Here is a 21,890-nt window from a genome sequence, read left to right on the forward strand (position 1 = left end):
CGGCAATGAGCCGCAGCGACCGCGGCATTGGTGTGAGCGGAGTAGCCGAACCCTCACAGTTTCGCTGTCCTTCGCCGTTTTGCCTCGCCAAATTTTTACTCTTGACCTGGGACCATAGTCCAACGTGCAGAGAAGTATCCCTTGAAGCGCTGCCCTCGCGGCACTGCGTATTGATCGATCTCGGGGGCTATGGGGAACAAGCGCGTCGTGCATATCGTCGATGACGAAGAGACAATACGAAAAGCACTAAGTTTCACGTTGCGGACCGCAGGGTTTGCCGTAGAAGCCTACGCTTCGGGGCCGGAGTTTCTGTTGAGCGCAGAGGACGCCGAGAAAGGCTGCGTGGTTCTCGACATGCACATGCCCGACATGGACGGCCTGCAGGTTCAGGCGGAGCTGACGCGACGCGGTATCGACATGCCCGTCGTGGTGCTGACGGGCAATGGCGATCCTACGCTCGCCGTACAGGCGATGAAGGCGGGCGCTGCCGACTTTCTCGCCAAACCGGTCGAGAAGGCCGCATTGCTCGGCGCGATCGACCGCGGCTTCAGCTGGCTTGAGAGTATAGCCCGTCGTGCCTCCGAACAGGCCGACGCTCTTTCGAAAGCCGCGAGACTGACGCAGCGCGAACGGGCCGTTCTGAGAGGAATTTCGCGAGGCTATCCAAATAGCCTTATCGCAGATGAACTCGGCGTCACGTCGCGCACGGTCGAGCTGCATCGGGCCAGTCTGATGATCAAACTCAACGCGCAAAGCCTGCCCGACCTGTTGCGGATCGCTTTCGCCGTCGACCTGCACGAATCGACCGAAAACGGGCACCCCTAAAATTCTCGGCCGTGCGATGCCGGATGCTATGCGGATCGGGCCGCGGCCAGTTCGGCGATGATCGGACAATCCGGCCGCTCGTCGCCTTGGCAGCGCTCAGCCAGGTCGATTAGCGTGTCGCGCAGCGCCGTCAACGCCTCGGCTTTGCGCTGAAACTCATCGGCGCGGGCAAGGGCAAGCCGCTTCACCTCCGCGCTGGCACGGCCGGTATTGGCCCAAAGGCTGAGCAACGTGCGGATCTCCTCGATCGGGAAGCCGAGATCGCGGGCATTGGCGATAAACCGGAGGCGATGGAGGTCGCGCTCGCCATAGTCACGATAGCCAGCACCCCGACGCGCCGGCGCCGGGATGAGGCCGATCTTTTCATAATGGCGGATCATCCGCTCAGAGACGCCGCTCTGCCGTGACGTCTCGCCGATGTTCACAGTGCTTTCCGGTTGAGGCGCAGCGCGTTGGTGACCACGCTCACCGAAGAGAGCGCCATCGCCGCCGCCGCGATAATGGGCGAGAGCAGAATACCGAACAGCGGATAGAGCGCACCCGCCGCTACGGGCACGCCCGCGACATTGTAGATGAAGGCGAAGACGAGATTCTGGCGGATGTTCGACATGGTCGCTTGGCTGAGCCGCCGCGCCCGGACGATGCCAGTCAGGTCGCCCTTGAGCAGCGTGACGCCAGCGCTCTCGATCGCGACGTCGGTGCCGGAACCCATGGCGATGCCGACGTCGGCGGCGGCCAACGCGGGGGCGTCGTTGACACCGTCGCCGGCCATGGCGACGACCCGCCCCTCGCGCTTGAACCTGGCGACCACGGCGCTCTTCTGATCGGGCAGCACCTCGGCTTCGACCTCGTCGATGCCCAGGCGTCGGGCGACCGCTTCCGCGGTCGTGCGGTTGTCGCCGGTCAGCATGACCACGCGAATGCCCTCCGCCTTGAGCGCGGCGAGCGCTTCTGGTGTCGTGGCCTTCACCGGATCGGCGATCGCGAAGGCGCCGCCGACTGTGCCGTCGACCCCGATGAAGATCGCGGTGGCGCCATCCCGGCGCAGCGCGTCGGCCTGGCTGGCGAGCGCATCGGTCGCAACCCCTTCGTCGGCAAGGAACTGCGCATTGCCGAGGACGATGCGCCGCCCTTCGACCGTGCCGAGCGCGCCGCGCCCGGTCGGCGAGTCGAAGTCGATGACGTCGCTCGTGACGATGCCGCGATCCTTCGCGGCCTCGACGATTGCCAACGCGAGCGGATGCTCGGACGCCCGCTCGACCGAGGCGGCAAGACGCAGCAGCTCGGCTTCGTCGAAGCCGGGCGCCGGCACGACCTGGGTGACGGCAGGCCGGCCTTCGGTCAGCGTGCCTGTCTTGTCGACGACGAGAGTGTCGACCTTCTCCATATGCTCGAGTGCTTCGGCATTTTTGATGAGGACACCGAGCCCGGCGCCGCGGCCGACCCCGACCATGATCGACATCGGCGTTGCCAGCCCCAGTGCGCAGGGACAGGCGATGATCAGCACGGCGACCGCCGCCACCAGCCCATAGGCGAAGCGCGGCTCGGGACCCCAGATGCCCCAGGCGATGAACGCGACGGCCGCGACCGCGATGACCACGGGCACAAACCAGCCCGACACCTGATCGGCCATGCGCTGGATCGGCGCGCGCGAGCGCTGCGCCTCAGCGACCATCTGGACGATGCGTGCGAGCATGGTATCGCGGCCGACCTTGTCGGCGACGATCACCAGCGCACCGGTCTGGTTGAGCGTGCCGCCGATCACTGTGTCGGCCTTTGCCTTGGTGACGGGCATGGATTCGCCGGTGACCATCAACTCGTCGAGCGAGGAGCGGCCGTCCTCGACTACGCCGTCGACCGGCACCTTCTCGCCCGGCCGCACCCGCAGGCGGTCGCCCACCGCAACCAGATCAAGGCTGATTTCCTCTTCGTTCCCATCAGAACCGATCCGGCGCGCGGTCTTTGGTGCAAGGTTGAGCAGCGCCTTGATCGCGCCCGAGGTGCGTTCCCGCGCGCGCAGTTCGAGCATCTGGCCGAGCAGCACGAGGACGGTGATCACCGCGGCCGCCTCGAAATAGACGGCAACCATGCCGTCCTCGCCGCGGAAGGCCGGCGGGAACAGCTGAGGCGCGAGCGTCGCGATGACGCTGTAGATCCAGGCGACCCCGGTCCCCATCGCGATCAGGGTGAACATGTTGAAGTTGCGGGTCTTGAGCGAGGCCCAGCCACGCTCGAAGAACGGCCAGCCCGCCCACAGCACGACGGGTGTCGCCAGCACGAACTGGATCCATACCGAGATAGACATCGGCACGAGGCGATGGATCGCGGGAAAGACATGCGCGCCCATCTCGAGGATCAGCACCGGGAGAGCCAGCACGAGGCCGACCCAGAAGCGCCGCGTGAAATCGACTAGCTCGTGGCTGGGGCCGCTGTCGGCGGTCACGGTCGCGGGTTCGAGCGCCATGCCGCAGATCGGACAGGACCCGGGATGGTCCTGGCGGATCTCGGGATGCATCGGGCAGGTCCAGATCGTGCCTTCGGGCGCCGCGACCGGCGGCGTCGGCGGGCCGAGATAGCGCTCGGGATCGGCGATGAATTTGGTCCGGCAGCCCGCGCTGCAGAAATGATAGCTTTCACCGCTATGCTCGGCGTGATGCGCCGTGGTCGCCGGGTCGACGGTCATGCCGCAGACCGGGTCCTTGACGCCGGTCGCCGCTTTAGCGGTGCCGTGGCCGCCGCAGCAACCGCCGCCATGCGCCGCTCCATGTGTCTCGTTCATCGCCTCGCTCCTTTCGACGCCTGACGATCTAGGGTCTGACACCGTGTCAGGGTCAATACGTAATCGCCTAAGTGGCCAAATCGGCGGGCCCGTTCGCTTGGCCGCCATCAGGCCGGGGAGCACGCCGTCGGCATTGGGCTGGGTATCGTCGATGCCATCGAGCCGCTGCACGGTCAGGCGGAAGGCGAGCCGCATGAGACCCGTGCTGGCGGCCATAATCGGCGATTACCAGGCGCCAATCCGGGCGCAGCATGGCAAGCATGGCGGCACGCCACCGCTTCTCCCGCGCCCACAGGCGGATCGCGCGATCATAGTCTTTCGTCGATCCAGTCCCGCGCGGCGGGGTGTACGATTGCATTGGCTTCTCCCAACGCGAGGCGTTCGAAACGATAAACTACATCGACATGGGTGGCGACAGTGTCCCCAGCCAGGCGACCAGCCCGAGAATGACGATCGCAAGACCGCCTTCGACGACGAGGCTCGCGCGCAGCAGCGCCTGCGCCCGTGGCGCGTCCTCTTCCTCGATCGCCTGCGCAAGTGCCGGGGTCAGGCGATAACGGTTGAGCGCGGCCAGGCCCAGCATGCCGGCGAAGAGCAGCAGCTTGGCGATGAGCAGCAGGCCGTAGGTCGACTGCCCGAGAGACGCGATGTTGCCCGGGCCGACCAGGAACCAGCCGTTCACCGTCCCGGTCAGGATCAGCAGGGCGACGATGATCGTGCCGACGAAGGAGAAGCCCCGCAGCGCTTCCTCGGCGAGCATGACCCGGTCCATGTCTTCAGTGGCGAGATCATCGGTTGCGAGCCTGGTAAGAACCAGCGCAAGGAATGCGGCAAGCGCGCCGACCCAGGCGCCCGCGGCGAGCAGATGGATGAGATCGGCCCCCAGTTGCAGCCAGCCCGCCTCGCCTTCGCCGGCCGCGCCATGCCCGCTCCAGGCGAGGGTCGCGAGTGCGACCGCGCCTGCCAGAGTGGAGGCGATGAAGGCAGGACGGGATTGCCGGCGATAGAAGGGGATGGAGAGCAGAAGAACGAGGAGCGCGACGAGGCGCGCCTTCAGCGCCGTTCCCATGGACGTGCCGTTGAACAGCTCTGCGACCATGGAAAGATCAGGCTGGGTGAGCGGCAGCCCGGTCATGGCCGCTGCCTGCAACGCGAACCCCAGCGCCGACAGCAGGAGGGCGAGACAGGCGAGACCGGCCACCATTGCTACCATCGGCAGATGCCGCTGTACCATCCGGCCGCCGCCGGGCGCATAGAGCGCGAACAGCGGCAGGCCGAACAACAGGCCGAGATCGACGTAGAGCGCCCAGCGGACGGCGACGAGTGCCACGTCGTTCATGGCGTCACTTGACGGTAAAGGCGAGATTGCCCTGGATGCGGTGCGTGTCGGTCGAGACGACGTGCCAGGCGACCTGATAGCTGCCCGCCATGAGCGGCTTGGCGAGCGTCAGCACGAGCGTCTTGTCGCCTTCGACGGACGTCTTGAAGCCGGTTACCGCCATGCGGTGGTTGGGCATGCCGGGCATGCCGGTCATCACGATCTCGGCGCCCGACAGCTTCGGCATCAGACCTTCACTGAAGGTGAGCGTTATACGCGACGGCGCCGAGACGCTGGCGTTCGCGGCGGGCGTCGAGGACACAAGCTTGGGATGCGCGTAGGCCGGAGCAGAAACACTCAGGCCGACGGCGGCGATAACTGCGAGAGGCGAAAAGAAACGCATTGGAACATTCTCCTGTAGATCCCATGAGACAATACGCAGCCCGAGCCCCCACCCCTCGCAATTATTCTTTTCAATCTACAGCAAGGGTTCCTGGACCATCGTGCGTATTGATGGATGAAGACGGAGAAGCACCATGGATGAACTTGACCACCTGCTCTCGCGGTTGCGCGATGCGCCTCTCGATCCCAGGCTCGGCGGCCTGGAAAGCCGGGTCATGGCGGAAATAGCGCGCATCCGGGCCATACCAAGCCTTGGCGCTATGACGTTCGGCATCGCGGCCGCAACCGCGCTGTTCATCGGAATTGCCGGCTCGGCAGTTTCGACACGGTCTGCTGATGCCAAACCGCTATCGCCCTTCGATGCTCGGCTCGCGCTTGCGCCCTCGACGCTGCTGAGCTCGCAGTGATGCGCGACCGCCGCCGGCTCCTGCTCCTCGTCCTGGTGACCTTCGCCGCGGCGATCGCTGGCGTTGTCATTGGCCGCGTCTATGTGGTTCCAGTGCGCCCGGTCGAAAATGAGCTGCACGAGCTGCTCCATCGCGATCTGAAGCTGAATTCAGCGCAACACAGCCGACTCGAGACAATCGAGAAGAACTACGCGATCCGGCGTCAAGCGCTGGAGGCCGAATTGCGCGCCGACAATGCGCGTCTCGCGGAAGCGATCGAAGCGGAGCATGGCTATGGCCCGCAAGTCGCAACTGCGGTGGATCGCTCGCACCAGGCCATGGGCGCGCTGCAGAAAGAAACACTTGAGCATATCTTCGCGATGCGGGCCGTGCTGCGCCCGGATCAGACGGACAAATTCGACGACGCCGTGGTGAAAGCGCTGACGGCCAAATCCGAATGACCGCGTGCCTCCCCGACTGCTCGGACGGGGAGCTCGCGGCTCTGGCGCTTGGAGGCCGGCAAGCGGCCTATGGCGAGCTGGTCCGCCGGCATCAAGGTTGGGTTCACCGGCTCGTGCGCAGCCATGTCGGATCTATGGATGAGGCATTGGATGTCACCCAGGCGAGCTTCGTCGCGGCCTTTGCCGCACTCAACCGCTATGACGTAACCCGACCCTTCCAGGTCTGGATGTCCCGGATTGTCATCAACAAATGCCATGACTGGCGGCGTCGGCGAGCGGTTCGAAATTTCTTTGCCCTAGCCCTACCGCTCGGCGAGGCGGACGGCGTCGCCGACGACGCACCGCTGCCCGATCAGGCGATCGGGGCCGAACAGCAGCTCGCGCAAGCAATGAAAGCGATTGCTGCCCTGCCGTCTTCCCTCAAGGACACGCTTATTTTGCGTACGATCGACGAGAAATCGGAAGCTGAAACCGCCGAAATTCTCGGGATCAGCCAGAAGGCGGTCGAAACGCGCCTCTATCGAGCTAGGGCACGCCTTTCGGAAATATTAAAGAAAGTTTGAGGGGGATGAGGCCATGCTGCGTATTCCCAATAGGTACGCCCTCTTTCTTAAAGCTGAGACAACCGAATGATTTCTGCTCTCGACCGCCGCCAGTTCCTCCGCGGCGCGGCCCTCGCCGGCGGCGGCGCAGCATTGTCAGCCTGGCTGCCGGCCTGGGCGCAGACGATCTCGCCGGGGATGCGACCGACGCTGCCGACCGTGTCGGGCGAAGACATTACGCTCACCATCGCCCGGCAGTCGATGACCATCGACGGGCGCAAGTTCCGGGCAATCGGCCTCAACGGCACGGTCCCCGCCCCGCTGATCCGGCTGCGCGAGGGCCAGCGCGTGCGGCTCAACGTCATCAATCAGCTGGAGGAGGACAGCTCGATCCACTGGCACGGGCTGATCCTGCCGGCCAATATGGACGGTGTGCCGGGCGTGTCTTTTCCGGGCATCAAGCCGGGCTCGAACTACCTCTACCAGTTCTCCGTCGTGCAAAGCGGCACCTACTGGTACCACAGCCATTCAGGCCTGCAGGAACAGGAAGGCCATTACGGCCCGATCATCATCGATCCCGCCGGTGCCGATCCGGTCGCCTATGACCGCGAGCATGTCATCGTGCTCGCCGATCACAGCGCGCTCTCGCCGCAGGCGATCTTCCGGCGCCTCAAGGTCAACCCCGGCCATTTCAATTTCCAGCGCCAGACCCTGGCCGGGCTCCTGTCGGGCAAGGATCAGCCGCTCAAGGACCGGCTCGACTGGGGCCAGATGCGGATGGACCCGGCCGACATCTCCGATGTGACCGGATCCACCTACACCTATCTCGTCAACGGCCATGGTCCGATGGACAACTGGACCGCGCTCTTCACCCCGGGCGAACGGGTGCGGCTGCGGGTCATCAATGCGTCGGCGATGACCACCTTCAACGTCCGCATCCCCGGCCTGCCGCTGACCATCGTCCAGGCCGACGGGCAGAATGTGGTGCCGGTCACCGTCGACGAGTTCCAGGTTGGTGTTGCCGAGACCTACGACGTCGTTGTCAGCCCAGGCGATGACAAGGCCTACACCCTTGTCGGCGAGGCGATCGACCGCTCGGGCATGGCGCGTGCCACGCTCGCGCCGCGCGCCGGCATGGCCGGCGAGGTTCCCCCCTTACGCAAACGGCCGCTCGCCGACATGAAGGACATGGGCATGGACATGTCCTCGATGCCGGGCATGGAAGGCATGGACATGTCGGGCGGCGCTATGCGGGGCGTCGATCCGACGGCCGAGAAGAACGCGTCCGCGCGCCTCGCGACCGGCGCGGCGGCAGCGATGGCGACCATGGACAATAGCGCCATGGCAGGCATGGATCATTCGGGGATGGATCATTCCGCGATGAGCGGGATGGACCACGGCGCGATGGGCGCCGATGGCCAGATGGCGGGCATGGACCATGGCGGGCACGCGATGGGGTCGATGAAGATGCGAGACTTCTCGAACGCGCCGCAGGTGAAGCGCGACCCGAGCGTCCAGACCATCTCGCCGATGCCCGTCGACCGCACCGGCGAGCCCGGCCAGGGCCTCGCCGACGTCGGCCACAAGGTGCTTGTCTACAGGGACCTGATGGCGCTCGATCGCAATCCGGACGTGCGCGCGCCGAGCCGCAGCATCGACATTCACCTCACCGGCAACATGGAGCGGTTCATGTGGTCGTTCGACGGCGAAAAAATGTCGGACCATCACGAGCCGATCCCCTTCATCGAAGGCGAGCGGGTGCGCGTCAATCTCATCAACGACACGATGATGGGGCATCCGATCCATATTCACGGGCATTTTTTCGAGCTGGTGACGGGGCATGGCGATCATGCGCCACGCAAGCATACGGTAATCGTCCAGCCCGGCGGCAAGGTGACCTGGGACTTCACCGCCGACGCGGTCGGCGACTGGGCCTTCCACTGTCATCTCCTCTACCACATGCATGCCGGGATGATGCGGGTCGTGAGCGTCCGTCCGAAGGGAGACGCGTAATGACCCGCATCCTCACGCCGCTGGTGAGCGCGATCGCCCTTTTCGCTGCCGCGCCCGCCTTTGCCCAGGATCATTCAATGCACGGCATGCCCGGCATGGCGCCGCCGGGCGAGGTGCCGCCGGCGCAGGAGAAGAAGAAGGACAAGGCCGCCGCCAGGCCGCGCGCTCAGACACCAGCGCCAGACGCCACCTCGGCGATGGACCATTCGCAGCACCAGGCCAGTCCTGCGCCGCAGGGAGATGCGGCCGGTCAGCCGCAACCCGCGTCTCCCGCGATGCCGGACATGCCGGGCATGGACCACTCCCAGCATCAGGACGGCGCGATGCCGGACATGCCCGGGATGGACCATTCGCAGCATGGCCAGACCGCCATGCCCGGCATGCAAATGACCGGCACGGCGCTTCCGGCCGGCAATGCGCCCCCGCCGCCTCCCCCCAGCGACCACTTCGCCGATCGTGATTTTCCCGGCGCCGAGATGGCGCGCTCACGCGACATCATGATGAAGGACAGCGGCGGCAACAATTTCGGGCAGGTGCTGCTCAACCTGTTCGAGTATCAAGCGCATAGCGGTCGCGATGGCTATCGCTGGGATGGCGAAGGCTTTTACGGCGGCGATATCAACCGGCTCTGGCTCAAGAGCGAGGGCGAAGGCGAGTTCGGCCGCGGCATCGACAGCGCGGAGGTGCAGGTGCTCTATAGCCGGGCCATCGACCCCTATTTCAATCTTCAGGGCGGTATCCGCCAGGACTTCGGCCGCGGGCCCGACCGCACTTACGCGACGGTCGGCGTCGAGGGCCTGGCTCCCGGCATGTTCGAAGTCGAAGGCGCGCTGTTCCTCTCGACCAAGGGCGATGTTCTGGGCCGGGTCGAGGGCTATTACGACCAGCGCATTACCCAGCGCCTGATCTTGCAGCCGCGCGCCGAGGTCAATTTCGCCGCGCAGGATATTCCGGAGAACGACATCGGTTCGGGGCTGGTCAACATAGAGCTCGGCGCGCGCCTGCGCTATGAGTTCAGCCGCCAGTTCGCACCCTATATCGGCGTCTCTTATCTGCGCAAAGCCGGCGACACGGCGCGGCTGTCGAGGCTTGCCGGCGAGGACGTCCATGCCACCAGCTTCGTCGCCGGCATCCGCTTCTGGTTCTAGCATCGGGACGGCTGATGGCGGGGGCGAACAGGAGAGCGGGGCGTTACACTGAGACCCAGGTCGGCCTGCGCCGAACGAAGGAGATACGCCATGGATCATTCGTCCCACATGAGCACACGGAAGATGGGCGCCTATTGGAGCCTGGCCTTCCAGACCGTCATCAGCGGCGTCATCATGTATCTGGTGATGTTCGTCATGATCGACGGGCTCGACAGCTTCTACAACAACCTCAACATGCTCTACATGACGCTGATGATGGTCTCACCGATGGTGGTGCTCATGATCCTCGCCATGCGGCACATGTTCCCGTCGAAGGCCGCCAACATCGCGCTGATCGCCGCGTCGCTGGTCGCCTTCTTGGGCAGCTTCGCGTTCATCCGCACGCAGACCACGATCGGCGACACGGCCTTTCTGCGCTCGATGATCCCACACCACTCCGGCGCGATCCTGATGTGCCAGGAAGCAAAGCTGAGCGATCCCGAAGTCATCCGGCTTTGCGAATCGATCAAGCGCTCGCAGCGGCAGGAAATCGACGAGATGAAGGCCATACTCGCGCGGCGCTGAGTGGCACGGTCCGGCTACGCCCGGATACGTGCGCCCGGCCGGGCGTGTGAGCCGGCCGATGGTCTACACGAGGCGCGGGCCCGACGAGATTGCCAGGGAGGTGGCGCGGCTTGCGCCGCTGTTCCTGCGACAGGCTGGCGGCCACGTCCTGACGCTGCTCGATCCTTCCGGGATGGTGCTGAGCTATAATGAAGAAGGCGAGCGTGCCGAATGCTGGCCGCTCGATCGCGTCCTGGGACAGCCCCACGACCTGTTCTACCCGCCCGACGAGATTGCGGCGGGGCGTCCAGGCGCAGACCTGGCGGCCGCCCTTCACGAGGGCACGCTGGAGCGCGAAGCGTGGCGGGTCTGCGAGAACGGCGCGGAATATCTGGCGCGCCTGACGATCACCGCACTGTTCGAAGGCGACACACATCGCGGCTTCGCCTGCATCAGCCGCGATGTCACCGACGAGGCGGCGGTCCGCGCATCGATCGAGACCCGCGAGCAGCATCTGCAATCGATTCTGGCGACGGTGCCGGATGCGATGATCATCATCGACGAGACCGGCGCCATCACGTCGTTCAGCGCAGCGGCACAACGCCTGTTCGGCTACAGCGAAGCCGAGCTCGTCGGCCGCAACGTCTCCTGCCTTATGCCCCAGCCCGATCGCGACCGTCACGACGAATATCTCGCGCATTATCTGCAGACCGGCGAGCGCCGGATCATCGGCCTCGGTCGCGTCGTGGTCGGCCAGCGCCGCGACGGCTCAACCTTCCCGATGCAGCTGTCGGTCGGCGAGGCCGGTGAAGACGGGCAGCGGTTGTTCACCGGCTTTATCCGGGATCTCACCGCCAAGGAGCAGGATGAGCTCAGGCTCAAGGAACTGCAGGCAGAGCTGGTCCATGTCTCTCGGCTGAGCGCGATGGGCACGATGGCCTCGACGCTCGCGCATGAGCTCAACCAGCCGCTTGCCGCGGTCGCGCTCTATCTCGAGACGATCCGCGACATGCTCGACGAGCGGGACGACGAACCCTTCGTGTCGCTACGGTCGGTGATGGATGATGCGGCACAGGAAACGCTGCGGGCCGGCCATATCGTCCGGCGCCTGCGCGATTTCGTCGCCCGCGGCGAGGTCGACAAGAGCCTCCACGAGCTGCCGCAGGTCATCGCCGAGGCGAGCCAGCTCGCGCTGGTCGGTGCACGCGAGCGCGGCATCCGCAGCTTCTTTGCGGTCGATCCCGCCGCGACGCTGGTCCTCGTCGACAGGGTGCAGATCCAGCAGGTGCTGGTCAACCTGATGCGCAATGCCATCGAGGCGATGGCGGAGTGTCCGGTTCGCGACCTCAAGGTGGCGACCAGGTTGCGCCCTGACGGGCTGATCGAGGTGACCGTGGAGGATACCGGTCCCGGCATCGCGGACGGAATCCGCGAGCAGCTCTTCACGGCGTTCAACTCGACAAAGGCCGACGGCATGGGCCTCGGCCTCTCGATCTGCCGGACCATCATCGAAGCGCATGGCGGCCGTATCTGGATGGAGCGCCCCGACCGCGGCGGCACCCGCTTTCATTTTACCTTGATCCATGCGCGGGCGGAGGAGGAACATGGGGGATAGACGCGTCATCCATCTGGTCGACGACGAGGAGAGCATCCGCAAGGCGGCGAGCTTTGCGCTCAAGACCGCGGGCTACGACGTCGTGACCTATGCCTCGGGCGTGGAGTTTCTCAAGGAGGCGAAGTCGGCGGCCGTCGGCTGCGTCATCCTTGACGTGCGCATGCCCGAGATGGACGGTCTCGAGGTTCAGGCCGCCATGGCAGCACGCGGGGTCAACATGCCGGTCATCGTCCTGACCGGCCATGGCGACGTGTCGGTTGCGGTGCAGGCCATGAAAGGCGGCGCGGTCGACTTTCTCGAGAAGCCCTTCGAGAAAGCGGCCCTGCTCGGCGCCGTCAGCCGCGCGTTCGCGCGTCTCGACGATGTCGACTTTCGCACTCTGGAAACCTCTGAAGCCGGCGTGCGGGTCGCTGCACTGACGCCCCGGGAGCGTGAAGTGCTGGAAGGGCTGGCGAACGGCCTGCCCAATAAGACGATCGCCTATGACCTGGGCTGTTCATCGCGAACGGTCGAGGTCCATCGCGCGAGCCTGATGGCCAAGCTCGAGGTCCGCAATTTGTCCGAAGCCCTGCGGATCGCCTTTGCCGCGGGCATGGGCCGCAAGCCGAAGTGACTGCGACCTCTACGTAGCGACGGGACGAGGCGCGATATGCGATCGATGGTGCAATCGTCACACGGGTGTCCGCTTCTCGCAATGCCATCGGTCCGTTCCACTCAGCATGATGGCAGATACACCATCCTCGTCTCCGACGACGATCCCGGCGTGCGGCGTGGCCTCCAGCTGCTGCTGAGATCGCGCGGCTATGCCGTGTGGGGATATACGACCGGCCACGCGCTGTTGGCCGACCCCCGCGCGAAGGAGGCAGACTGCGTCATCCTCGACTATCGCATGCCCGACATCGACGGATTCGCGATGCTGCGTCACCTTCGCGAGATCGGATGGTCGGGACGCGCCATCATGATCTCAGGCTTTCACGACACGCTGCTGGCCTGGCGGGCCGCCGAGGCGGGCTTCGATCACGTTCTCGCAAAGCCTTTGATCGGCAGGGCTTTGCTCGATGCGTTGGACCGGCACCGCGCCGAGGTTCTGCGAAAGCATTGAGTTATGGCGGCCGGCCCCCGGCAGCCTCAGCCCGGCGCGATGTGGAAAGCCGATCTGCGCCGTCAAAGCCAGTGGCTACGTTTGAACCGGATGTAGAGCCCAATGCAGACCGCAGCGATGACGCCGAGGATGACGAAATATCCCCATTGCGTCTTCAGTTCGGGCATATTCTCGAAATTCATGCCGTAGATTCCGGCAATCGCGGTAGGCACCGCGAGGATCGCGGCCCAGGCGGCAAGCTGACGCGTGATCGCACCCTGGCGCTGCTGTTCGAGCAGGTGACTCGCCTCGAACACCGAGATCAGGATGTCGCGGATGCCGGTGATGGCGCTCTCAACCCTGAGCATGTGATCGAGCAAATCACGGAAATAGGGTTTCCTTCTCACGATCTGGCTTTTGAGCCATTCGAGCATGGAATCTTTTGCCATCATGGGCGTCGTCGTCGCTCTCGGCAGCATCGTCTACCGGGCCAGCATCCGCCGGTCATCAACGTAGGGGTCACGACGGTGGAGCGAGCGGTCGGCTCTTCAAGCCCAACGCGATCGGCTCATTTCTCGCTCACCAGTCGTGAACTAACGGCAAATTTGTCAGAATTTGAGGGTGAAAGTGATTTATGGCCCTCATTTTTGTTTCAAGCAGCGCCTGCCGAATGCATCTCTGCGATTGATGTCTTCTGCAAAAGCTTGTTGGCATCGGATGCTCGCTGATCACACCTAACCCGTAATCGTGCCTCTGGCTGACATACCCGACAAACGTATAAGCTCGCCATGCGCGGACGTCACCAACCCAATTCCGCGTGCGATCCCAAGCGCACAAGCTGCAAGGTGTCGTCATCGGGCTTGCGGTAAATCAGCACGAGGTCGGGCTTTATGTGGCAATCGCGATGGTCGCGCCAGTCGCCGGTCAGCGCATGGTCGCGGTGGCGCGGTTCAAGCGGCTCGTCGGATGCCAGCGCCTCGATGATCGGGATCAGGTCAGCGTCCAGCGTCTTGGCGTGCTGCCCCTTCTTCTCCCGCTTGTAGTCGCGCTTGAACCGCCCGAAGCGTTCAATCGTCCGCATTGAGGTCGGCCATCAGGTCGACCACCGTGGCGAACCGCTTGCCCTTTCCCTCGCGCGCTTCCTTCATGGCCTCGATCGTCTCGGCATTGGGCACCAGCGGTTCAAACGGCAAGGCCTTGTCGCGGGCAACGCGGGTCAGCATCAGGCGCACGGCATCGGAGACGGTCAGCCCCATAGCAGCCAGCACGGTCGCGGCTTCCTCCTTCACCGCTCCGTCGATCCGGGTCTGCACAAGAGCGTTTGCGGCCATGTCGATTTCCTTTCTGCATGACGATGTAATGCAAGCGAACGCAAAGTGCAATCAGGCAAAGCCCCGGCTATCGACATGGCGACCGGGCTTCGCGTTTTTCACCTTCAATGCTGTGAGTGCCATCGGTTCGGGGCCCTGATCGGGAATGTTGGGGCCGTTCTCACACTTTCGGTGGGCAAACGGTCCCACAATCGTTCCCACATTTTGGGCCAAATTCAGGCAAATCAGGGAGACGACCGCGAACAACTTACAAGACAAATCGTTGCTTTTTCAGTGTAGGTAGGGGTAGGGACGCCATCAGCTCGCTTGACACAAGGTTCTACACTCGACAGCGGGGTCCTCTACCACCGGGCAATTCTGCAGGATGCTGCAAACCGCGCGATATCAATGGCGGGCGAAAATTCGCTGACCGGCGCTGCCGAAGGCCACCACCGTATAGGGTTGGCGGGCAGCGCCTGCCACTTCCATGCCCTCCGAACCGATCGGCATCCCCGCAACCGCAATGCCTTTGACGCCCGCAGGACGGGTCGCCAGCAAGCGCTTGACGTCGGATATCGGGACATGGCCCTCGATCATATAGCCATCGACGATCGCGCTGTGGCAAGATGCCAGCGTCCGGGGCATGCCGGCCTTGCGCTGAAGCTCGCTGCGCGACGCATCGTCACGCATGACGACCTTGCGTCCCAGCTTCGCGCGCACGGCCTGCGCCCACTTCTCGCAACATCCACATCCCGGATCCCGGTGGACGACGATATCACTGGCCGCAAGCGCTACGCCGGGCATGGCGAGGAACAGCAAGGCGACGAATAGGCGGGTCTTCATGAAATGACTCCCGGAAGAACGATAAGCATGGGGCAGAGGCCCCTTCTTTTCTATACGCATCAATGCGCCCCTCCCCTCATCACGCAGATGATTTTACGATGGCGGGCGGCCTCCAGGCTAGCGGCAGGGACACAAGCAGCGCTAGCGATAGACCACCAATCCCCCACAGAACGAGCGGCTGCGCCCCGGGAGCGACGATGGCTATCGCCAGCGGCGCGAGCGCCTGCCCGATGCTGGCGGCGGAATGCTGGAAACCGAGCTTCACGCCTGAAGGGGCCCCGCCGCCGCTGATCCAGAAGCTGGTGACCAATCGAAGGGTTGCCGAGCTCCAGCCGGCAGCAACGATGATCCCACTGAGCTCGGCCATACTCGCGGCGACAGGAAACATGAAAAGTGCCACAGCCAGCAGGCCCAGCGTCAATCCGGCAAGCCGCCTCGGCACAGTGACCAGCCAATCCAGCTTTGCATGGAAGATCTGTGCCGCCAGCATGCCCAATCCGCAGAGACTGAGCATCCAGGCGATCTCTTCGCGGCTCAGCGAAATGGCGCTCCGCGTCACCAGGAGATTGACATGCATCGCCGCCAGCCCGCCGCCCGCGACGATCGTGATAAAAAGCAGGATCAACGTCGCGCCGAGCGTAGGCGCGGGCAGGTCTCCGCCATCGATGCAAGGTGCACACCAGCGCGGCAGACGCACGGCGCAAAGCGCCGCCCCGACGGCACCGATGCCGAGAGCGAGGATCATGAGGGGAGCGCGGGGCAGGATCGCGGCCGAGACCTCCGCCACCAGCGGACCGGCGAGATCGCCCAGAAACACGAAGGCGGTCAGCCAGGTGAAGCGGCGCGCCTGGTCCGCGCGCCCGCTTGCGGCAAAGCTCGCGCAGAGCAAGCCCAACGGTATGATGGCGGCCGACGCCATCCCCGCCACCAGACGCAATGCATAAAGCTCAGGCAACCCGACGAGGCCGATCGGCGCGGTCACCAGCGCGAGGATGACCAGCGCTGCGCGCAACATCGCCCGATAGTCGACCCGGTCCGCGATCCAGCCCCAGAGCGGCGCCGCCAGCAAGGCTGCCAGGGGATGGACCGCAGTCAGGCTCGCGACGTGAAAATCATGAGCGCTTGACGATAGCGCGCCACGAGCCGGGTCGACCAGTGCCGGAAGGAAGGCGAGAATGGCCGTCTGTCCCGCCGACGCCGCAGCCGCCGCGAGCAACAAGACGAAAAAGGAGGCCGGCCAGCGACCGTTGGCTTGCGATCCAGCCTTGTCACGCGGCGCGTTCGCGGTCGATCCCTCGAGTGGCCATCCGCGGATCACCACCAGGCGCGCAAGCCGATCACCAGCCTGTGTTCGGAAGGCCCTTCCCTGCGCAGGCGACGGAAATCGGCCGTGCCGTCAAATGCGCGCTCCCAGACGAAGCCGATATAGGGCGCGAACTTGCGCGACACCTCGTAGCGCAACCGTCCGCTCAGCTCGACATTGCTGAAGCCGCTGCCGAGCTGCCGATCGCTCGACCGCTTCGAATAGATATTGGTCTCTACCTGCGGTGTGAGGATCAACCGATTGGTGACCAGGACCTCATAGGAGGCCTTGGCGCGCGCCGCGAGACGCCCATCGGTCCCTACATAGCCGGTGAGCTGGACGTCGAACCAATAAGGCGCCAGTCCCTCGACGCCGGCGGCCAGCCATGTCGTCGCGCCCTTGCCGAGATCCTGCCTGACCCCGAGCAGCGTGCCCCAGAACGGGTTCTTGCTGTGCCACCACAGCGCCTCGACGCTGCTCTCCGGATCGAGACGTTGGTCGCGGGAGTTCTTGAGGCCCTGGCTGCGCAGCCAGAGCTTGTCATTGTCCTGACCCTTGGTGACGAGCACGGTCCAACCCACGCCCTGACCCTCGTTGCCGCTGGCGAATTCGAGCTCATCGACAAGTATCTTGGGGATCGAGAGCTTGTCGGCCATCTCATAGCCCGGCAGCGTCGAGTTGCGATAGCCGTCGGCATAATCGTCCGAGTTGCGCGCGTCCGGCGGGGCCTTGCCACCCTGCATCGAGCCCATGTCCATCGTGGCGCCGTTACCGGACGCCTTCGTGTCGGTCATATCCATGCCCGGCATGTCCATGCCCGCATGGTCCTGAGAGCCTTGCGCGGAAGGGGTGTGCTGAGCGGGAGTGGCCGTTTGGGCAGGGGTGGCGGCGGGCGACGGGGGCGAGGCATCCTGCGCGAGGGCGGGAGCCGTGATCGCCGGCGCCAGGAAGAGGGCAGCGCCAAGAGCGATGCCGCGCGAGGGGAAAATCCGGATCATGCGACCACCACCTCCCGGAACATGCCGGCCGCCATGTGATAGAGCAGATGGCAGTGGAAGGCCCATCGGCCCATGGCGTCGGCGGTGACGCGGAAGCTCACCCGCTGGGCGGGCTGGACCACGACCGTATGCTTGCGGACCTGGAAGGCGCCGTCCGGGCCTTCGACATCGCTCCACATGCCGTGCAGATGCATCGGATGCGCCATCATCGTGTCGTTGACGAAGGTGACGCGCAGCCGCTCGTTTGGCTTGAAATGAAGCGGCCTGGAATCGTTGAGCTTGATGCCGTCGAGCGACCAGATGAACCGTTCCATATTGCCCGTCAGATGCAGCTCGATGTCGCGCTCGGGCTCGCGCGGGTCGGGATCGCCGCCCGGCGTGCGCAGATCGGCCAGCGTCAGCACGCGCCAGCCGCGCCCGCGCAGCCCGGCGCCGGGATCGTCGAGATTGGTGCGCGGATAGTCGACGCGCATGTCGGTATTGGCGCCATATTCGGTGCGGGCGTGCCGTGCCCTGGCCGGCATCTCGGTCATGCCGTGCCCGGCATGCGCGTCGCCTCCCATTGCGCCCATCGTCGCCATCGCGCCCATCATGTCGACCGGCTCGAGCCAGGTCCGGGCATCGAGCAGCGGCACGGCTGCCGCCATGCCCGGGGCCGGTGCGATCGTGCCACGCGCATAGCCGCTCCGATCGATCGCCTGCGCGAAGATGGTGCGGGCGCCGCCCTCGGGCATGGTGAACTCGACGTCGTAGGTCTCGCCCGGGCCGATCCGGAATTCCTCGACCGTGACCGGCTCGACCGGCTGCCCGTCGGTCGATACGACCGTCAGCTCGACCCCGGGGATCCGCACGTCGAAGAACGTCGCCGTCCCCGCGCCGACGAAGCGCAGGCGCACGCGCTCGCCGGGCGCGGCGATACCGGTCCAGTTGCCGGCGGGCGGCGCGCCGTTCATCAGATAGGTGTAGGTCGCGGCAGAGACATCGCTGTAGTCGGTCGGGTTCATCCGCGAGCTGTTCCACATCCGCCGCCGCTCGAGCGCCTTGCCCAAGCCCATGGTGCCGACATCCTTGAGGAAATCGCCGGCGGTCGGCTGCGCAAAATTATAGTAGCTGCTCTGCTTCTTGAGATTGAGGAAGATCTGCAGCGGCGGCTCGTCCGACCAGTCGCTGAGCACGATGCAATAGTCGCGATCGGGCGCCCGCGCCGCCGGCGCCTGTTTCGGCTCCACGATGATCGCTCCATAGAGTCCCGTCTGCTCGGCGAGCGTGTGAGCGTGATACCAGTAGGTTCCGCTCTGGCGGACCTCGAAGCGATAGGTGAAGGTCTCGCCCGGCGCGATGCCGGCAAAGCTGATGCCGGGCACGCCGTCCATCTCCGCCGGCACGATGATGCCGTGCCAATGGATGCTCGACATCTCCTTGAGGCCGTTGCGCACACGGAGCGTGACCGTGTCGCCTTCGCGCAGGCGCAGGACCGGCGCGGGCACGCTGCCGTTCACGGCGGTCGCGATACGGCGTTTGCCGGTGAAGTTGACTGGCAGCTCGGCGATCTCGAGGTCGAACTCGGTCCCGCTAAGCTCGGCGGGCGAGACTGGGGCGGATCGCGCGAGAAGCGCCGGGGCGAAGCCGGCAACCGCGCCGCCGATCGCCAGCCCCTGGACGAAACGGCGCCGCGCGATCGGCCGGATATGTAAGGGAGACATGAACTGTACTTTCGCGAAGTCGGCTTCAGGCGAGGTCGAGGACGATCCGGCCCTCGATGTCGCCATGATGCATGCGGGAGAAGACGTCGTTGATGTTCTCCAGCTTGTCTGCATGGACCGTGGCCTTGACCTTGCCCTCGCCGGCGAACGCCAGTGCCTCGAGCAGATCGAGCCGCGTGCCGACGATCGAGCCGCGCACGGTAATGCCGTTCAGCACGGTGTCGAAGATCGACAACGGGAAGTCGCCCGGCGGCAGGCCGTTGAGCGCGACCGTGCCGCCGCGCCGGACCATGCCGAGCGCCTGCTGGAACGCCTTGGGCGAAACGGCGGTCACCAGCGCCCCGTGCGCGCCGCCAATGGCTTTCTTGAGCGCTGCCGAAGGGTCCTCGTTGCGCGCGTTGACCGTCAGTGTGGCGCCAAGGCGTGTAGCGAGGTCGAGCTTGCTATCGTCGATGTCGACCGCGGCCACATTGAGACCCATGGCTCGGGCATATTGCACCGCCATGTGGCCGAGCCCGCCAATGCCGGAGACGACCACCCACTCGCCGGGTCGGGCCTCGGTGGCCTTCAATCCCTTGTAGACGGTGACGCCCGCGCAGAGGATCGGCGCAATGTCGAGGAAGTCGACATTGTCGGGAAGGTGACCAACATAGTTGGGATCGGCGAGGACATATTCGGCAAAGCTGCCATTGACCGAATAGCCGGTGTTCTGCTGTTCGTGGCAAAGCGTCTCCCAGCCACCCAGGCAATGCACGCAGTGCCCGCAGGCGGTGTAGAGCCAGGGCACACCGACCCGGTCGCCTTCCTTCACATGGGTGACGCCGGCACCAACGGCGGCGACATGCCCGACGCCCTCATGGCCAGGAATGAAGGGCGGGTTGGGCTTGACCGGCCAGTCCCCTTCTGCCGCGTGCAGGTCGGTATGGCACACGCCGGTTGCCGCAATCTTGACCAGGACCTGCCCGGGGCCGACCGTCGGGATCGGCGCGTCCTCGATGACCAGGGGCTTGCCAAATTCGCGGACGACCGCCGCTTTCATGGTTTTCGCCATGTCCGTTTCTCCTTTGAGCGAGGGGTCAGAATAGGCCGAGCGCGTGCTCGTCATAGGAGACGAGCAGATTCTTGGTCTGCTGATAATGATCGAGCATCATCCGGTGGTTTTCACGCCCGAAGCCCGATGCCTTGTATCCGCCGAAGGCGGCATGGGCGGGGTACTGATGATAGCAGTTGGTCCAGACCCGCCCGGCCTCGATCGCGCGGCCGAGCCGGTAGGCGGTGTTGCCGCTCCGGGTCCAGACGCCCGCGCCAAGACCGTAGGCGGTGTCATTGGCAAGTGCGATCGCCTCCTCGACCGTCTTGAACGTGGTGACCGACAGGACGGGACCGAAGATCTCCTCCTGGAAGATGCGCATGTGGTTCTGACCCACGAACACGGTCGGCTGCACGAAATAGCCCTGGTCGAGCGCACCGCCCGGCAGCGCCCTGGCGCCACCGACCAGACACTGCGCGCCCTCGGCCTTGCCGATATCGATATAGCCCAGGATCTTGTGGAGCTGGTCCTCCGACGCCTGCGCGCCGACCTGGACCGACGGGTCGAGCGGATCGCCCTGGCGGATCGCGGCGACGCGCGCCACGGCGCGCTCGATGAAGCGGTCGAAGATCGACTCATGGATCAGGGCGCGCGACGGGCAGGTACAGACCTCGCCCTTGTTGAAGGCGAACAAAGTAAAGCCTTCGAGCGCCTTGTCGAAGAAGGCATCGTCCTCGTCGAGCACGTCCGCCATGAAGATGTTGGGCGACTTGCCGCCAAGCTCCATCGTCTGGGGGATCAGATGGTCCGCCGCGGCGTGCATGATCTGCTTGCCGGTGACGGTCTCGCCGGTGAACGAGACCTTGGCGATGCGCGGATTGGCGGCGATCGCCTGGCCAACGGTCCGTCCCGGGCCGGTAACGACATTGAGCACGCCGGGCGGCAGGATGTCGGCGGTGAGCTCGGCGAACATCAGCAAGGTGAGCGGCGTCTGGGATGCGGGTTTGATGACGGTGCAGTTGCCCGCCGCCAGCGCCGGGGCGATCTTCCACGCCGCCATCAGCAGCGGGAAGTTCCACGGGATGATCTGGCCGACGACGCCGAGCGGCTCGCGGAAATGATAGGCGATGGTGTCCGCATCGATCGTCGAGATGCCGCCTTCCTCCGCCCGGATGCAGCCGGCGAAGTAGCGGAAATGGTCGATCGCGAGCGGCACGTCGGCAGCGCGCGTCTCGCGGATCGGCTTGCCATTGTCGATCGTCTCGGCAAGTGCCAGCAACTCCAGATTGTCTTCGAGCCGGTCGGCGACGCGATTGAGAATCCTGGCGCGTTCGGCGGGCGCGATCCTTGCCCATTGATCCTTGGCGGCGTGCGCCGCATCGAGCGCGCGCTCGACATCTTCCGGCGTCGACAGCGCGAACTCTGCGATCTGGGCGCCATTGATCGGGCTCGTGTCGGCGAAATACTCGCCGCCCGCAGGAGCGCTCCAGCGGCCTCCGATGAAATTATCATAGCGGTGTCGGAAGGAGGCCGCCGCGTTAATGGTCCCGATCGCCTTCTCGAACATAACCTGACTCCATCTCTATCGAT

The 21,890-nt window shown here is 65.0% G+C and carries 22 protein-coding genes and 1 pseudogene; 10 read left to right on the forward strand and 13 right to left on the reverse strand.

Annotated elements, in window-relative coordinates; genetic code table 11:
- Positions 1 to 189 precede the first annotated feature (189 nt).
- Entirely contained in the window at positions 190 to 825 is a 636-nt protein-coding gene (locus ACM608_RS00780; protein WP_007683376.1) for a response regulator transcription factor, read from the forward strand.
- Positions 826 to 851: 26 nt separating this feature from the next.
- Here the strand turns inward: ACM608_RS00780 and cueR are convergent, their stop codons facing one another.
- The 4 genes from cueR to copC all read right to left on the reverse strand — a co-directional run bounded on the left by cueR (position 852) and on the right by copC (position 5,325).
- Entirely contained in the window at positions 852 to 1,250 is a 399-nt protein-coding gene (gene cueR, locus ACM608_RS00785; RefSeq protein ID WP_004212744.1) for a Cu(I)-responsive transcriptional regulator, read from the reverse strand.
- On the reverse strand, positions 1,247 to 3,604 hold the full coding sequence (locus ACM608_RS00790; RefSeq protein WP_419681049.1) for a heavy metal translocating P-type ATPase: 2,358 nt from the start codon (positions 3,602 to 3,604) through the stop codon (positions 1,247 to 1,249). Before ACM608_RS00790 ends, cueR begins: the two co-directional genes overlap by 4 nt.
- 394 nt (positions 3,605 to 3,998) lie before the next feature.
- Positions 3,999 to 4,943 carry a copper homeostasis membrane protein CopD gene (gene copD, locus ACM608_RS00795; RefSeq protein ID WP_007683373.1) on the reverse strand — a complete coding sequence of 315 codons (945 nt, stop codon included), beginning with the start codon at positions 4,941 to 4,943 and terminating at the stop codon, positions 3,999 to 4,001.
- 4 nt (positions 4,944 to 4,947) lie between these two features.
- A complete protein-coding gene (gene copC / locus ACM608_RS00800; RefSeq protein WP_007683372.1) occupies positions 4,948 to 5,325 on the reverse strand; it encodes a copper homeostasis periplasmic binding protein CopC in 378 nt (125 codons plus the stop codon).
- Between the two features lie 133 nt (positions 5,326 to 5,458).
- Between copC and ACM608_RS00805 the strand changes: the two genes are divergently transcribed.
- The 9 genes from ACM608_RS00805 (at position 5,459) to ACM608_RS00845 (ending at position 13,134) form a co-directional block, all read left to right on the forward strand.
- Positions 5,459 to 5,731, forward strand: coding sequence for a hypothetical protein (locus ACM608_RS00805; protein ID WP_007683370.1), 273 nt, complete (start codon positions 5,459 to 5,461; stop codon positions 5,729 to 5,731).
- Positions 5,731 to 6,171, forward strand: coding sequence for a periplasmic heavy metal sensor (locus ACM608_RS00810; RefSeq protein WP_007683368.1), 441 nt, complete (start codon positions 5,731 to 5,733; stop codon positions 6,169 to 6,171). The genes ACM608_RS00805 and ACM608_RS00810 overlap by 1 nt, the downstream gene beginning before the upstream one ends.
- Positions 6,168 to 6,734: an RNA polymerase sigma factor gene (locus ACM608_RS00815; RefSeq protein WP_007683367.1), complete on the forward strand. Its 567-nt coding sequence runs from the start codon at positions 6,168 to 6,170 to the stop codon at positions 6,732 to 6,734. Before ACM608_RS00810 ends, ACM608_RS00815 begins: the two co-directional genes overlap by 4 nt.
- A gap of 66 nt (positions 6,735 to 6,800) precedes the next feature.
- Entirely contained in the window at positions 6,801 to 8,726 is a 1,926-nt protein-coding gene (locus ACM608_RS00820) for a copper resistance system multicopper oxidase (RefSeq protein ID WP_007683365.1), read from the forward strand.
- Positions 8,726 to 9,874, forward strand: coding sequence for a copper resistance protein B (locus ACM608_RS00825; RefSeq protein ID WP_007683363.1), 1,149 nt, complete (start codon positions 8,726 to 8,728; stop codon positions 9,872 to 9,874). The genes ACM608_RS00820 and ACM608_RS00825 overlap by 1 nt, the downstream gene beginning before the upstream one ends.
- Positions 9,875 to 9,964: 90 nt before the next feature.
- A complete protein-coding gene (locus tag ACM608_RS00830) occupies positions 9,965 to 10,438 on the forward strand; it encodes a DUF305 domain-containing protein (protein WP_007683361.1) in 474 nt (157 codons plus the stop codon).
- A gap of 58 nt (positions 10,439 to 10,496) precedes the next feature.
- On the forward strand, positions 10,497 to 12,032 hold the full coding sequence (locus tag ACM608_RS00835; protein ID WP_007683359.1) for a two-component system sensor histidine kinase NtrB: 1,536 nt from the start codon (positions 10,497 to 10,499) through the stop codon (positions 12,030 to 12,032).
- Positions 12,022 to 12,645: a response regulator transcription factor gene (locus ACM608_RS00840; protein WP_007683357.1), complete on the forward strand. Its 624-nt coding sequence runs from the start codon at positions 12,022 to 12,024 to the stop codon at positions 12,643 to 12,645. The genes ACM608_RS00835 and ACM608_RS00840 overlap by 11 nt, the downstream gene beginning before the upstream one ends.
- Before the next feature lie 81 nt (positions 12,646 to 12,726).
- On the forward strand, positions 12,727 to 13,134 hold the full coding sequence (locus ACM608_RS00845) for a response regulator (protein WP_007683354.1): 408 nt from the start codon (positions 12,727 to 12,729) through the stop codon (positions 13,132 to 13,134).
- A 62-nt stretch (positions 13,135 to 13,196) separates the two neighbouring features.
- Here the strand turns inward: ACM608_RS00845 and ACM608_RS00850 are convergent.
- From ACM608_RS00850 to ACM608_RS00890, 9 genes and pseudogenes are all read right to left on the reverse strand, one after another.
- Positions 13,197 to 13,511: pseudogene (locus ACM608_RS00850) on the reverse strand (CorA family divalent cation transporter); the annotation flags it as partial.
- Between the two features lie 401 nt (positions 13,512 to 13,912).
- Positions 13,913 to 14,194 (reverse strand): type II toxin-antitoxin system YafQ family toxin, encoded by a 282-nt coding sequence (locus ACM608_RS00855; RefSeq protein ID WP_004212690.1) that lies wholly within the window; start codon positions 14,192 to 14,194, stop codon positions 13,913 to 13,915.
- Positions 14,181 to 14,444 carry a type II toxin-antitoxin system RelB/DinJ family antitoxin gene (locus ACM608_RS00860; protein ID WP_004212689.1) on the reverse strand — a complete coding sequence of 88 codons (264 nt, stop codon included), beginning with the start codon at positions 14,442 to 14,444 and terminating at the stop codon, positions 14,181 to 14,183. Before ACM608_RS00860 ends, ACM608_RS00855 begins: the two co-directional genes overlap by 14 nt.
- A gap of 384 nt (positions 14,445 to 14,828) precedes the next feature.
- A complete protein-coding gene (locus tag ACM608_RS00865) occupies positions 14,829 to 15,266 on the reverse strand; it encodes a DUF411 domain-containing protein (protein WP_007683347.1) in 438 nt (145 codons plus the stop codon).
- A 79-nt stretch (positions 15,267 to 15,345) separates the two neighbouring features.
- Positions 15,346 to 16,587: an MFS transporter gene (locus ACM608_RS00870; RefSeq protein ID WP_007683345.1), complete on the reverse strand. Its 1,242-nt coding sequence runs from the start codon at positions 16,585 to 16,587 to the stop codon at positions 15,346 to 15,348.
- Complete coding sequence (locus tag ACM608_RS00875; RefSeq protein WP_419681025.1) at positions 16,581 to 17,567, reverse strand: copper resistance protein B; 987 nt, start codon at positions 17,565 to 17,567, stop codon at positions 16,581 to 16,583. Before ACM608_RS00875 ends, ACM608_RS00870 begins: the two co-directional genes overlap by 7 nt.
- Entirely contained in the window at positions 17,564 to 19,270 is a 1,707-nt protein-coding gene (locus tag ACM608_RS00880; protein ID WP_419681027.1) for a copper resistance system multicopper oxidase, read from the reverse strand. Before ACM608_RS00880 ends, ACM608_RS00875 begins: the two co-directional genes overlap by 4 nt.
- Positions 19,271 to 19,295: 25 nt before the next feature.
- Positions 19,296 to 20,321, reverse strand: coding sequence for an alcohol dehydrogenase AdhP (gene adhP / locus ACM608_RS00885; protein ID WP_004212676.1), 1,026 nt, complete (start codon positions 20,319 to 20,321; stop codon positions 19,296 to 19,298).
- Positions 20,322 to 20,346: 25 nt separating this feature from the next.
- Positions 20,347 to 21,867 carry an aldehyde dehydrogenase family protein gene (locus ACM608_RS00890; RefSeq protein ID WP_015449264.1) on the reverse strand — a complete coding sequence of 507 codons (1,521 nt, stop codon included), beginning with the start codon at positions 21,865 to 21,867 and terminating at the stop codon, positions 20,347 to 20,349.
- Positions 21,868 to 21,890 lie beyond the last annotated feature (23 nt).

This window comes from Sphingomonas sp. ID0503 (assembly GCF_048565625.1).
Lineage (GTDB): Bacteria > Pseudomonadota > Alphaproteobacteria > Sphingomonadales > Sphingomonadaceae > JBLZUR01.

Coding starts and splice junctions, on each gene's coding strand:
- ACM608_RS00840 (WP_007683357.1), top strand. CDS start 12,022: ATGGGGGATAGACGCGTCATCCATCTGGTCGACGACGAGGAGAGCATC.
- ACM608_RS00880 (WP_419681027.1), bottom strand. CDS start 19,270: ATGTCTCCCTTACATATCCGGCCGATCGCGCGGCGCCGTTTCGTCCAG.
- ACM608_RS00845 (WP_007683354.1), top strand. CDS start 12,727: ATGCCATCGGTCCGTTCCACTCAGCATGATGGCAGATACACCATCCTC.
- copD (WP_007683373.1), bottom strand. CDS start 4,943: ATGAACGACGTGGCACTCGTCGCCGTCCGCTGGGCGCTCTACGTCGAT.
- adhP (WP_004212676.1), bottom strand. CDS start 20,321: ATGGCGAAAACCATGAAAGCGGCGGTCGTCCGCGAATTTGGCAAGCCC.
- ACM608_RS00820 (WP_007683365.1), top strand. CDS start 6,801: ATGATTTCTGCTCTCGACCGCCGCCAGTTCCTCCGCGGCGCGGCCCTC.
- ACM608_RS00810 (WP_007683368.1), top strand. CDS start 5,731: ATGCGCGACCGCCGCCGGCTCCTGCTCCTCGTCCTGGTGACCTTCGCC.
- ACM608_RS00825 (WP_007683363.1), top strand. CDS start 8,726: ATGACCCGCATCCTCACGCCGCTGGTGAGCGCGATCGCCCTTTTCGCT.
- ACM608_RS00855 (WP_004212690.1), bottom strand. CDS start 14,194: ATGCGGACGATTGAACGCTTCGGGCGGTTCAAGCGCGACTACAAGCGG.
- ACM608_RS00805 (WP_007683370.1), top strand. CDS start 5,459: ATGGATGAACTTGACCACCTGCTCTCGCGGTTGCGCGATGCGCCTCTC.
- ACM608_RS00890 (WP_015449264.1), bottom strand. CDS start 21,867: ATGTTCGAGAAGGCGATCGGGACCATTAACGCGGCGGCCTCCTTCCGA.
- ACM608_RS00835 (WP_007683359.1), top strand. CDS start 10,497: ATGGTCTACACGAGGCGCGGGCCCGACGAGATTGCCAGGGAGGTGGCG.
- ACM608_RS00780 (WP_007683376.1), top strand. CDS start 190: ATGGGGAACAAGCGCGTCGTGCATATCGTCGATGACGAAGAGACAATA.
- ACM608_RS00875 (WP_419681025.1), bottom strand. CDS start 17,567: ATGATCCGGATTTTCCCCTCGCGCGGCATCGCTCTTGGCGCTGCCCTC.
- ACM608_RS00815 (WP_007683367.1), top strand. CDS start 6,168: ATGACCGCGTGCCTCCCCGACTGCTCGGACGGGGAGCTCGCGGCTCTG.
- ACM608_RS00830 (WP_007683361.1), top strand. CDS start 9,965: ATGGATCATTCGTCCCACATGAGCACACGGAAGATGGGCGCCTATTGG.
- ACM608_RS00790 (WP_419681049.1), bottom strand. CDS start 3,604: ATGAACGAGACACATGGAGCGGCGCATGGCGGCGGTTGCTGCGGCGGC.
- ACM608_RS00860 (WP_004212689.1), bottom strand. CDS start 14,444: ATGGCCGCAAACGCTCTTGTGCAGACCCGGATCGACGGAGCGGTGAAG.
- copC (WP_007683372.1), bottom strand. CDS start 5,325: ATGCGTTTCTTTTCGCCTCTCGCAGTTATCGCCGCCGTCGGCCTGAGT.
- ACM608_RS00865 (WP_007683347.1), bottom strand. CDS start 15,266: ATGAAGACCCGCCTATTCGTCGCCTTGCTGTTCCTCGCCATGCCCGGC.